Source organism: Erwinia sp. S43, assembly GCF_016624745.1.
GTDB classification, from domain to species: Bacteria; Pseudomonadota; Gammaproteobacteria; order Enterobacterales; family Enterobacteriaceae; genus Erwinia; species Erwinia coffeiphila.
Genome location: NZ_JACVTX010000006.1, coordinates 232,094 through 243,774 on the forward strand (window position 1 = coordinate 232,094; position 11,681 = coordinate 243,774).

Below are 11,681 nucleotides of genomic sequence, written 5' to 3' on the forward strand. Positions count from 1 at the left end.
AATTTTCATGACTAAAACACGCAAAATTATCGCCGGGGTCGTTGCTGTCTCTCTGTTGGCCGTTGCTTACGGATACTGGCAAACCCGCCAGCTTGCAGACTCACCGCTGACGGTGGACAAAGAAACTATTTTTACCCTCCCGGCAGGTTCTGGCCGAGTGGTGCTGGAAGCCCAGCTGGAATCTAAGCACATCATTAAACAAAGCCCGTGGTTTGGCGTACTGCTGAAACTTGAGCCTGAGCTGGCAAAGTTTAAGGCCGGGACCTATCGGCTCGACCCCAAAATGACCGTCCGCGAGATGCTGGCACTGCTTGCCAGCGGTAAAGAGGCCCAGTTCCCGCTGCGTTTCGTGGAAGGTACGCGTATGCAGGAGTGGCTGAGCCAGCTGCGCAGCGCGCCGTATATCAAACACACGCTGGCGGATGACCAGCTGGCCACCGTCGCTGCTGCCCTTAAGCTGGAAGGTGAAGCAAAGGGCGTTGAGGGATGGTTCTATCCTGATACCTACCTGTATACCGCGAATACTACCGATGTCGCCGTGCTCAAGCGCGCTTACCAGCGGATGGAAAAAGAGGTGGATGCGCAGTGGCAGGGGAAAATGGATAACCTGCCGTATAAAAACAAAAATGATATGCTGACCATGGCCTCGATTATTGAAAAAGAGACGGCGGTCAGCGACGAGCGCAGCAAAGTGGCTTCGGTGTTTATTAACCGCCTGCGGTTGGGTATGCGTCTGCAAACCGATCCGACGGTGATCTATGGCCTGGGGCCGGACTACCGCGGTACGCTAACGCGCAAAGATCTGGAAACACCGACGGCCTGGAATACCTATACGATTAACGGCCTGCCGCCTGGTCCGATTGCAATGCCGGGTAAAGCCTCGCTGGAAGCCGCAGCTCACCCGCTGAAAACGAACTTCCTCTACTTCGTTGCCGATGGGAAAGGTGGCCATACGTTTACCACCAATCTGGCAAGCCACAATAAAGCCGTGCAGGTGTATCGCCTGGCGCTGAAGGAAAAAAATGAACAGTAAATTTATCGTTATCGAAGGCCTTGAAGGGGCAGGTAAAACCACTGCGCGGGATGCGGTAGTGGCTGAACTGCGTCGTCATGGCATTAACGATATTGTTTTCACCCGCGAACCCGGCGGTACTCCGCTGGCGGAAAAACTGCGCGATTTGATTAAGCAGGGGATTGAAGGCGAACAGGTTACCGATAAGGCCGAGCTGCTCATGCTGTATGCTGCCCGCGTGCAGCTGGTGGAAAACGTGATTAAACCCGCGCTGGCGCGGGGGGCCTGGGTGGTTGGCGATCGTCACGATCTTTCCTCTCAGGCTTATCAGGGCGGCGGGCGGGGCATGGACAGCCAGCTGATGAGCAGCCTGAAACAGGCGGTGCTGGGTGACTTTACCCCGGATCTGACGCTATATCTGGATGTCACGCCTGAAATCGGCCTACAGCGTGCCCGCGCGCGCGGCGCGCTGGACCGCATTGAACAGGAGTCGCTGAACTTCTTTATTCGCACCCGCGATCGCTATCTGGCGCTGGCCGCTGCCGATGCGCGGATTAAAACCATTGATGCAACCCGTGACCTCACGCAGGTGACGCAGCAGCTGGAGCTGACGCTACAGCAGTGGTTACAGGAACAGCAATGAACTGGTATCCGTGGCTGAATAACAGTTACCGGCAAATTATCAGCCAGCATCAGGCGCAGCGTGCGCATCATGCGCTGCTGATTCAGGCGCTGCCCGGTATGGGCGACGATGCGCTGGTGTGGGGGATCGGCCGCTGGCTGATGTGCCGCCAGCCCGATGGGCTGAAAAGCTGCGGTAGCTGCCATGCCTGCCAGCTGATGCAGGCGGGAACCCATCCTGACTGGTATCGGTTGGAAGCGGAGAAGGGTAAGAGTGCGCTGGGGATTGATGCGGTGCGCAGCGTAACGGAAAAGCTCTATCACCACTCTCAACAGGGTGGGGCAAAAGTGGTCTGGCTGCCGGACGCCGGACAGCTGACCGAAGCCGCAGCTAACGCCCTGCTCAAAACGCTGGAGGAGCCGCCGCAAAATACCTGGTTCTTACTCAGCTGCCATGAACCCTCCCGCCTGTTGGCAACCCTGCGCAGCCGCTGTTTGCAATGGTACCTCGCGCCGCCGGATGAAACGCAGAGCCTGAACTGGCTGCAGAAGCAGTGCGCGGCGGGCCTGAATGAGCGGACCGCGGCGCTACGGTTGAGCAGCGGCGCGCCTGCGGCAGCGCTGATGCTGCTGGAAGAGAAAAACTGGCAGCAGCGCCAGCTGGTTTGTCAGGCGCTCCCGGCAGCTATTCAGGGCGATCTGCTCAGTCTGCTGCCCGCGCTGAATCATGATGATGCCGCACGTCGTATTGGCTGGCTTTGCTCGCTGCTGGTCGATGCGGTGAAGTGGCAGCAGGGCGGCGGGGCCTGGATCAGTAACGTCGACTGCCAGGCGCTGGTGATGCAAATTGCCAGCCTGCTGCCGGCGACGGCCATTGATGCCAGCCTTCGCCAGTGGCTAACCTGCCGCGACCGCCTGCTGAACGTCGTGGCGGTGAACCGCGAGCTGCTGCTCACCGACCAGCTGCTGAGCTGGGAAGCCATTTTGCATCCTCACGCTACCGATTTTACGGGTTAAGAGTAACGATTATGTTTTTAGTTGATTCACACTGCCATCTGGATGGCCTGAACTATGAAACGCTGCATCAGGACGTCTCCGACGTTCTGGCGAAAGCCGCCGCGCGCGATGTGAAATTTTTGCTGGCGGTCGCGACCACGCTGCCCGGCTATAAAGCGATGATTGAATTAATTGGCGACCGTCCTAACGTGGCCTACTCCTGCGGCGTTCATCCGCTGAATCAGGAAGAAGAGTACGACTTCGCTGAACTGCGCCAGCTTGCCGCCGATTCGCGGGTGATTGCGATGGGTGAAACCGGCCTGGACTATTTCTACCAGAAAGAGACTAAAGCGCGCCAGCAGGCTTCATTCCGCGAACACATCCGCGTGGGGCGCGATCTGAATAAGCCGGTGATCGTCCATACCCGCGATGCGCGCGAGGATACGCTGGCCATTTTGCAGGAAGAACAGGCTGAAGGCTGCGGCGGCGTACTGCACTGCTTTACCGAAGACCGTGAGACGGCGGAAAAGCTGCTGGATATGGGCTTCTATATCTCATTCTCTGGCATTGCGACCTTCCGCAATGCGGAGCAGATCCGCGAAGCCGCACGCTATGTCCCGCTGGACAGAATGCTGGTGGAGACCGACTCACCGTATCTGGCCCCGGTGCCGCATCGCGGTAAAGAAAATCAGCCTGCCTACACCCGCGACGTGGCGGAATATATGGCGGTGGTGAAGGGCGTGAGTATTGAAGAGCTGGCGCAGGCGACCACAGAAAACTTCTCCCGTCTGTTCCATGTGCCGATGTCACGACTGACGGATTAAGTGGCGGGCTTTCTTTTATAGCTCGTAATTAATAGCGAAAATTTGTAAAGTGCAGCCCGATAAAATCAGTGGCTGCATTTTTTTTGCTGATAAAAGTCGCAAATCTTTGTGAAATCATCCAAAGAGCGGCAGCACGTTCAACGAAACGTGATAGTCATCAAACAAATTTACGCGGATTTATTTTACTCTTCGTAATAAATATCAGGGGCACAACGATGCCTCACCCGCAAAGGGTCCTCCCCCCTTTGCAACGCGCCCGGCGCGAAGAAAAGCACTCATACTCAGGAGCTTTACACTATGTTCAAAAATGCATTTGCGAACCTGCAAAAGGTCGGTAAATCGCTGATGTTGCCTGTATCGGTCCTGCCGATTGCAGGTATTCTGCTGGGCGTTGGTTCTGCCAACTTCAGCTGGCTGCCAGCGGTCGTTTCGCAGGTTATGGCGGAAGCGGGCGGTTCGGTCTTTGCCAATATGCCGCTGATTTTTGCTATCGGCGTAGCACTCGGCTTTACCAATAACGACGGCGTTTCCGCGCTGGCCGCTGTAGTTGCCTACGGCATCATGGTGAAAACCATGGCAGTTGTGGCACCGCTGGTCCTGCATCTTCCTGCGGAAGAGATTGCAGCCAAGCACCTGGCGGATACCGGCGTCCTCGGTGGGATTATCGCCGGTTCGATAGCGGCCTATATGTTTAACCGCTTCTATCGCATCCAACTTCCTGAATATCTGGGCTTCTTTGCCGGAAAACGCTTCGTGCCGATTATCTCCGGCCTGACGGCAATTTTCCTGGGCGTGGTGCTCTCCTTCATCTGGCCACCGATCGGTACGGCGATTCAGACCTTCTCACAGTGGGCTGCGTATCAGAACCCGGTTGTGGCATTCGGTATCTACGGTGTGGTTGAGCGTGCGCTGGTGCCGTTTGGTCTGCACCATATCTGGAACGTACCTTTCCAGATGCAGATTGGTGAGTTCACCAACGCAGCGGGCCAGGTCTTCCACGGCGATATCCCTCGCTACATGGCAGGTGACCCAACCGCAGGTAAACTGTCCGGCGGCTTCCTGTTCAAAATGTACGGTCTGCCAGCGGCGGCGATTGCTATCTGGCACTCAGCAAAACCGGAAAACCGCGCTAAAGTCGGCGGCATCATGATCTCCGCAGCGCTGACCTCATTCCTGACCGGCATCACCGAACCGATTGAATTCTCATTCATGTTCGTTGCGCCGATCCTGTATGCGATCCACGCTATTCTGGCCGGTCTGGCATTCCCAATCTGTATTCTTCTGGGCATGCGTGACGGCACCAGCTTCTCGCACGGTCTGATCGACTTTATCGTACTGAGCGGTAACAGCAGCAAAATCTGGCTGTTCCCAATCATCGGTATCATCTACGGTCTGGTGTACTACACCATCTTCCGCGTGCTGATTGCTAAGCTGAACCTGAAAACCCCGGGTCGTGAAGACAGCTCCACCGAGCAGAGCACCGGTAACGCCACAGAAATGGCCGCTAACCTGGTTGCAGCCTTCGGTGGTAAAGACAACATCACTAACCTTGATGCCTGTATCACTCGTTTGCGCGTTAGCGTTGGCGACGTCAGCAAAGTTGACCAGGCCGGGTTGAAAAAACTGGGCGCGGCCGGTGTTGTTGTTGCAGGTTCCGGCGTGCAGGCGATTTTCGGCACCAAGTCTGACAACCTGAAAACCGATATGGATGACTACATCCGTAAGATGTAATCGGGCAGGATGATGGCGCAAAAGGGGAGGCCAGCGGCTTCCCCTTTTGCTATTTAACAGATGGATAAATCGTGCTGCCGGGACGCTGAACTGCTGCAAAGCCGCGCAGTCGGGAAAGAAAAATCAGTTGCAGGTTGAAAGAAAACGATTTTCTCGCTCATACTGCGGTTATAAAAAAACACTGCTAAGGATATGCAACATGGCCGAAGAAACTATTTTCAGTAAAATCATTCGTCGCGAGATCCCGTCCGACATCCTGTTCCAGGATGAACTGGTCACCGCGTTTCGCGATATCTCACCGCAGGCACCGAGCCATATTCTGATCGTACCGAATGTGTTGATCCCGACCGCCAACGACGTTCAGGCTGAGCACGAGGCCGCGCTGGGTCGAATGATTACCGTCGCGTCTAAAATCGCTAAGCAGGAAGGCATTGCTGAAGATGGCTACCGCCTGATCATCAACTGCAATAAACACGGTGGCCAGGAGGTTTATCATATTCACCTTCACCTGGTTGGTGGCCGTCCTTTAGGCCCAATGCTGGCTTCCTGAGCGCCGCTGAACGGGGACACAATGTTATGCGGGCATGTCTGACGGCTCTGACGTTATTGATTACACTGGCAGGTTGCAGTAACGATCGCACCACCATTAATACCTCGCAATCGCTGGTGATGGAATCCTCGGTTCTTTCTGCCGGTATCACCACCGATGAGCCGATAATCAGTGAAACGGAAGGCCAGCAGCGCGCGGTAAGCACCCTGGTCAACCAGCAGGAAAAACCGGTAAAAGTCACCTATCGTTTCTACTGGTATGACGATCGTGGGCTGGAGATCCTGCCTTACGAAAAGCCGCGTACGCTGGTGGTGCCCGCGAAGGGTAAAATCGACATTTCCTCGCAAACCGGCAATCTGACGGCGAGCAAAGTTCGCCTTTACCTGTATCTGTAAGGAGTGATGGCGTGACAAGTCACCTGTTAAAATTCTCTGGCGTGCTGGCGCTGGCGCTGATCCTCAGCGGTTGTGTTATCAACCAGCAACAGCAGCCTGAACAGCCGCAGCAGCCTGCACCGGTAGAGCCGGTACAGCCGCAGCAACCTCAGCCGGTGCCTTCCCAGCCCGGACCGATTGAAACCGTACCGCAGCCGCCAAAAATGCAAACCATTAACTGGCAGGCCAGCGTCAGCCCGCTGGTGGCACAGATGCTGAAAGCCGACGGCGTTACGGCGGGTAGCGTGCTGCTGGTCGACAACGTGAAAAACAGTACCAATGGCAGCCTGCAAAGCGCGAAAGCCACCGCTGCGTTGCAGAGCGCGCTGGCTAATAACAGCCAATTTACCCTGGTCACGCCGCAGCAGCTGGCGGTGGCGAAACAGACACTGGGCCTGTCGGCGGAAGACAGCCTGGTATCACGCAGCAAAGCAATTGGCCTGGCACGCTACGTGGGTGCACAGTACGTGCTTTACAGCAATGCGCAAGGGGATGTGAAAGCGCCCGAGCTGCAAATGCAGCTGATGCTGGTGCAAACCGGCGAGATTATCTGGTCAGGCAGCGGTGACGTTCAGCATTAACGCCGATTTGCAGCAGCTGATATCCAGACAGTTTCCGGCGGCGCAGGCCGCCGGTACCGTTTTGCCGCTGGATGGTCTGAGCGGCTACAGTATGAAAGTTTCTCTCCCCTGTCAGACCCTGCTGGCGCGTCGGGCGGCAGGCTCGCTGGAGATGCCCGGCGTTAATCGTCAGCGCGAATACCGTATTCTGCGTAAACTTCATGACAGTGGCCTGGTGCCTGCGGTTTATGGCCGCAGTCGAAACTGGCTGCTTCTTGACTGGCTACCGGGAGAGGTGCTGTCCGCAGAGGAATTCGATCGGGCAATTGAGCCGCTGTCTGAAATCATCAGTAAACTGCATCGCCAGCCGCTCACCGGCTACCGGCTTCAGCTCATGCCCCTGCTGATGAGCTACTGGCAGCGTAGCCTGCCGTCCCGGCGGAATCTCACCTGGCTCAGAGCACTCAAGCGTCTGCGGCGCCGCGGCGAACCGCATCCACTGCGGCTGGCGGTGCTGCATATGGATATCCATAGCGGTAACCTTATCGGCAACGGCGGGCGTTTGCGTCTGATTGACTGGGAGTATGCGGGCGACGGCGACGTTGCCCTTGAGCTGGCGGCGCTGATCGACATTAATGCTCTGGACGACGCGCAGCAGCAGCGGCTCATTACCGCCTGCGCTATCGGGCAGAAGATCGACAGCGGCAGGCTTTACCGACAGATTCGGCGCTGGCAGCCCTGGCTTTTGCTGCTGGCTACCAGCTGGTACGAACTTCGCTGGCAGCAGACCGGCGAAAACCAATTTGGCGCGCTGGCGGCCTCAGGCTGGCAGCGGCTTTCACAGTTAAATTAGCCTGATAAGCAGGCTTACAGAGGTGCAGTGTGGGACCGGTAATGTTAGATGTGCTCGGCTACGAGCTGGATGCGGAAGAACGCGAAATTTTACAGCACCCGCTGGTGGGGGGGCTGATTCTGTTTACCCGCAACTACCACGATCCGGCCCAGCTGGCCGAGTTGATCAGGCAGATCCGCGCGGCGTCGCGTCATCGTCTGGTGATTGCCGTCGACCAGGAAGGCGGGCGCGTGCAGCGGTTCCGTGAAGGTTTTAGTCGGCTACCAGCGATGCAGTCTTTCGCCGCACTGAATGATGCCGCTGAAGCGGCAAGACTGGCGCAGGAGGCGGGCTGGCTGATGGCTTCGGAGATGATTTCGATGGATATCGACATCAGCTTTGCGCCGGTACTCGACATCGGTCACGGCAGCGCAGCGATCGGTGAGCGTGCGTTTCACGAAGATCCGGTTCAGGCGCTGGCGCTGGCACGCTGTTTTATTCGCGGCATGCATGAGGCCGGTATGAAAACTACCGGTAAACACTTCCCCGGTCACGGTGCAGTGAGTGCAGACTCCCACAAGGAAACGCCGCGCGATAACCGCAGCGAGGCGGAGATTCGCCAGCATGATATGGCGATCTTCAAACAATTAATTGATGAGCAGGCACTGGATGCGATTATGCCCGCCCATGTTATCTATACTGAAGTGGACCCTCGCCCGGCCAGCGGTTCATCGCACTGGCTGCAAAAGGTATTGCGCAAAGAGCTGGGCTTTGACGGTGTGATCTTCTCGGACGATCTGTCAATGGAAGGTGCAGCGGTGATGGGCAGCTACGCCGAACGTGGGCAAACCGCACTGGATGCCGGATGCGATATGATTCTGGTGTGCAATAATCGTGCAGGTGCGGTTAGCGTGTTGGATAACCTGTCACCGATCAATGCAGAGCGCGTGAGTCGGTTATACCATCGGGGTTCCTATACCCGCCAGCAGTTGCTGGGCTCTTCCCGCTGGAAGCAAATCAGCGCGACACTCGACAACCTTCAGGAGCGTTGGCTGGCACACAAAGCCGCAAAAGGTGACTGACTCCGCTGCCTGCGGCACGTTAAGTGAGAATGACGATGATTATCTACCTACATGGTTTTGACTCTAACAGTCCAGGCAATCACGAAAAGATTTTACAGCTACAGTTTATCGATCCGGATGTCCGGCTGGTCAGCTACAGTACCCGACACCCTAAGCATGACATGCAACATATTCTTAAAGAGACGGATAAGCTGTTAAAGCACTGTACCGACCCATCGCCGTTAATTTGCGGCGTAGGGCTGGGGGGGTTTTGGGCTGAACGCGTGGGATTTTTGTGCAATATCCGTCAGGCAATCTTTAATCCTAACCTGTGGCCCCAGGAAGTGATGGAAGGGAAAATCGATCGGCCAGAAGAGTATCTGGATATTGCCACCAAATGCGTAAAGGACTTCCGCCAGAAAAACCATAGCCGCTGTCTGACTTTTCTCTCGCGCAATGACGATGCCCTTGATAGTCAACGCAGTGCAACGCTACTGCGTGAATTTTATGAATTGATTTGGGATGAAGTTGAGGGGCATAAATTTAAAAACATCTCACATCATCTGCCAAGAATTAATCACTTCAAAACCCTCGGATAATTATCCAAATACACCTTTTACATCCATTCCGTAACCCGCCTTGAGCGGGTTGCGTTGCTAAGTTTATTCTTACTATTCTTGGTTTTTATAATAAAATTGACCAGGATCAATTTTCGTAGAACTCATGAATTCCCCCGTGATATCCTGCCCTCAGCTTGCGAATTAACATCGCCAACCCTATGTTTACCAAGGTTATTTATTTAACTTTTGGTTAACGATTGGTTCACTTTTAGAGAGGGTCGTTTGACAGCACCTATGAAGAAAATTGTTATTATCGGCGGGGGTGCCGGCGGACTGGAACTGGCTACCCAGCTGGGCCATAAGCTTGGGCGTAAGAATAAAGCACAAATCACGCTGGTGGATCGTAACCACAGCCATTTGTGGAAACCTCTGCTGCATGAAGTAGCTACCGGTTCACTGGATGAAGGCATTGATGGCCTGAGCTACCTGGCTCACGCGCACAAGCATAACTTCCAGTTCCAGCTGGGTACGCTGACGCAGCTGGATCGCGAAAACAACCGCGTTCATCTGGCAGAAATCCGTGATGCGCAGGGCAGCGTGCTGGTTCCTGAGCGCGAACTGGCGTATGACACGCTGGTGATGGCGTTAGGCAGCACCTCGAATGATTTCGGTACGCCGGGCGTGAAAGATAACTGCATCTTCCTGGATAACCCGCATCAGGCGCGTCGTTTCCATAATGAGATGCTGAACCTGTTCCTGAAATTCTCCGCCAGCGAAGGCGCAACGGAGAAAGTGAACATCGCCATCGTCGGTGCGGGTGCTACCGGCGTGGAGCTTTCTGCTGAACTGCACAATGCCGTTAAGCAGCTGCACAGCTATGGCTACAAAAACCTCGACAGCAATGCGCTGAACGTGACGCTGGTGGAAGCCGGTGAGCGTATTCTGCCTGCACTGCCTGCGCGTATCTCCAGCGCTGCACATCAGGAGCTGACCAAGCTTGGCGTGCGGGTGCTGACCCAGACCATGGTGACCAGCGCCGAGAAAAACGGCCTGAATACCAAATCCGGTGAATTTATTGAAGCCGATCTGATGGTGTGGGCGGCCGGTATCAAGGCTCCGGATTTTATGAAAGATATCGGCGGTCTGGAAACCAACCGTATCAACCAGCTGGTGGTTGAGCCAACGCTGCAAACCACGCGCGACCCGAACATTTACGCAATCGGCGACTGTGCGTCATGCGCGCTGCCTGCCGGTGGTTTCGTGCCGCCGCGTGCGCAGTCTGCTCACCAGATGGCGTCCCGCGTGCTGGCGAATATTCTCGCTGACATCAAAGGCAAACCGCAGCAGGCCTATGTCTATAAAGATCATGGCTCGCTGGTTTCCCTGTCTCGTTTCAGTACCGTGGGCAGCCTGATGGGTAACCTGATGCGCGGTTCGATGATGGTTGAGGGGCGCATTGCTCGCTTCGTCTACATCTCTCTGTACCGTATGCACCAGATCGCTCTGCATGGCTACTTCAAGACGGGCCTGATGATGCTGGTGGGCAGTATCAACCGCGTGATCCGCCCAAGGCTGAAGCTGCACTAATTTCAGCAGATCGGTGTTAAACGGCCCGGGATAACGTTCTTAACTGCGCGTTATCAGCGGGCCGTTTTTTTATGATGGCCGCGAGAGTGCTTCGGAACACTCTTAAAACGTGGTACTAATCATGCGGTAATCTCATTTCTTCCCGTATTCCGATTGTCAGTTTTCCCTCTCCGCCGCAAACTTTGTCTTAATTACCCCGGCGCGTCGCGCACGCCGAGTATGCCGTACCTGCCACGGATGTCGCAGCAGGCAAAGATGCGCGGTAACACTTTCAGGAGGGTTTCCTGTGAATAAATCAATGTTAGCCGGTATTGGGATCGGTGTGGCTGCAGCCCTGGGCGTTGCTGCCGTTGCCAATATGAACGTGTTCGATCGCGGTCCGCAGTTTGCACAGGTTTTGTCCGCCACCCCAATTAAAGAAACGATAAAAACTCCGCGCCAGGAGTGTCGTAACGTGACCCTGACTCACCGTCGTCCGGTGCAGGATGAGAACCGTATTGCCGGTTCCGTGCTGGGTGCTGTGGCGGGTGGCGTGCTGGGCCATCAGTTTGGCGGCGGGCGCGGGCGCGATGTAGCAACCGTTGCTGGCGCACTGGCCGGCGGTTACGGCGGTAATCAGGTGCAGGGTGCGTTGCAGGATCGCGATACTTACACCACCACCGAGCAGCGTTGTAAAACCGTCTATGATAAGCAGGACAAGATGATGGGTTACGATGTGACTTATAAGATTGGCGATCAGCAGGGCAAGATCCGTATGGATAACGATCCCGGCACGCGTATTCCGCTGGATGGCAACGGTCAGCTGGTGTTGAATAATAAGGCCTGATTGTTGGTTTGAGGGCGAATTCGGTCGAAAATCGCCGAAGTTACTGAAGTTACTGAAGTTACTGAAGTTACTGAAGTTACTGAAGTT

At 55.5% G+C, this 11,681-nt stretch carries 13 protein-coding genes; all 13 read left to right on the plus strand.

Annotated features, from left to right (window positions below; translation table 11 throughout):
• Nucleotides 1–7 precede the first annotated feature (7 nt).
• The 13 genes from yceG to IBT47_RS11080 all read left to right on the plus strand — a co-directional run bounded on the left by yceG (nucleotide 8) and on the right by IBT47_RS11080 (nucleotide 11,594).
• On the plus strand, nucleotides 8–1,033 hold the full coding sequence (gene yceG / locus IBT47_RS11020) for a cell division protein YceG (protein WP_200560478.1): 1,026 nt from the start codon (nucleotides 8–10) through the stop codon (nucleotides 1,031–1,033).
• Nucleotides 1,023–1,655 (plus strand): dTMP kinase, encoded by a 633-nt coding sequence (tmk, locus tag IBT47_RS11025; protein ID WP_200546851.1) that lies wholly within the window; start codon nucleotides 1,023–1,025, stop codon nucleotides 1,653–1,655. Before yceG ends, tmk begins: the two co-directional genes overlap by 11 nt.
• The gene (gene holB, locus IBT47_RS11030) at nucleotides 1,652–2,650 is read left to right on the plus strand and encodes a DNA polymerase III subunit delta' (RefSeq protein WP_200560479.1); all 999 of its coding nucleotides are present in this window, start codon (nucleotides 1,652–1,654) and stop codon (nucleotides 2,648–2,650) included. Before tmk ends, holB begins: the two co-directional genes overlap by 4 nt.
• Before the next feature lie 11 nt (nucleotides 2,651–2,661).
• The gene (locus IBT47_RS11035; RefSeq protein ID WP_200560480.1) at nucleotides 2,662–3,453 is read left to right on the plus strand and encodes a metal-dependent hydrolase; all 792 of its coding nucleotides are present in this window, start codon (nucleotides 2,662–2,664) and stop codon (nucleotides 3,451–3,453) included.
• 297 nt (nucleotides 3,454–3,750) lie between these two features.
• Nucleotides 3,751–5,184, plus strand: a complete 1,434-nt coding sequence (gene ptsG, locus IBT47_RS11040) for a PTS glucose transporter subunit IIBC (RefSeq protein ID WP_200546854.1) — start codon at nucleotides 3,751–3,753, stop codon at nucleotides 5,182–5,184.
• A 199-nt stretch (nucleotides 5,185–5,383) separates the two neighbouring features.
• A complete protein-coding gene (gene hinT, locus IBT47_RS11045) occupies nucleotides 5,384–5,734 on the plus strand; it encodes a purine nucleoside phosphoramidase (protein WP_105592803.1) in 351 nt (116 codons plus the stop codon).
• Between the two features lie 26 nt (nucleotides 5,735–5,760).
• Nucleotides 5,761–6,129: a YcfL family protein gene (locus IBT47_RS11050; protein ID WP_105592802.1), complete on the plus strand. Its 369-nt coding sequence runs from the start codon at nucleotides 5,761–5,763 to the stop codon at nucleotides 6,127–6,129.
• 23 nt (nucleotides 6,130–6,152) lie between these two features.
• On the plus strand, nucleotides 6,153–6,749 hold the full coding sequence (lpoB, locus tag IBT47_RS11055) for a penicillin-binding protein activator LpoB (protein WP_234471848.1): 597 nt from the start codon (nucleotides 6,153–6,155) through the stop codon (nucleotides 6,747–6,749).
• Nucleotides 6,733–7,581 (plus strand): thiamine kinase, encoded by an 849-nt coding sequence (gene thiK / locus IBT47_RS11060; protein ID WP_200560481.1) that lies wholly within the window; start codon nucleotides 6,733–6,735, stop codon nucleotides 7,579–7,581. Before lpoB ends, thiK begins: the two co-directional genes overlap by 17 nt.
• Nucleotides 7,582–7,622: 41 nt before the next feature.
• Nucleotides 7,623–8,642, plus strand: coding sequence for a beta-N-acetylhexosaminidase (nagZ, locus tag IBT47_RS11065; protein WP_200546857.1), 1,020 nt, complete (start codon nucleotides 7,623–7,625; stop codon nucleotides 8,640–8,642).
• Between the two features lie 35 nt (nucleotides 8,643–8,677).
• Nucleotides 8,678–9,220, plus strand: coding sequence for an alpha/beta hydrolase YcfP (gene ycfP, locus IBT47_RS11070; RefSeq protein ID WP_200560497.1), 543 nt, complete (start codon nucleotides 8,678–8,680; stop codon nucleotides 9,218–9,220).
• 243 nt (nucleotides 9,221–9,463) lie between these two features.
• Nucleotides 9,464–10,768, plus strand: a complete 1,305-nt coding sequence (locus IBT47_RS11075; protein WP_105592798.1) for an NAD(P)/FAD-dependent oxidoreductase — start codon at nucleotides 9,464–9,466, stop codon at nucleotides 10,766–10,768.
• Nucleotides 10,769–11,054: 286 nt separating this feature from the next.
• Nucleotides 11,055–11,594 carry a glycine zipper 2TM domain-containing protein gene (locus IBT47_RS11080; RefSeq protein ID WP_200560482.1) on the plus strand — a complete coding sequence of 180 codons (540 nt, stop codon included), beginning with the start codon at nucleotides 11,055–11,057 and terminating at the stop codon, nucleotides 11,592–11,594.
• Nucleotides 11,595–11,681: the final 87 nt, after the last annotated feature.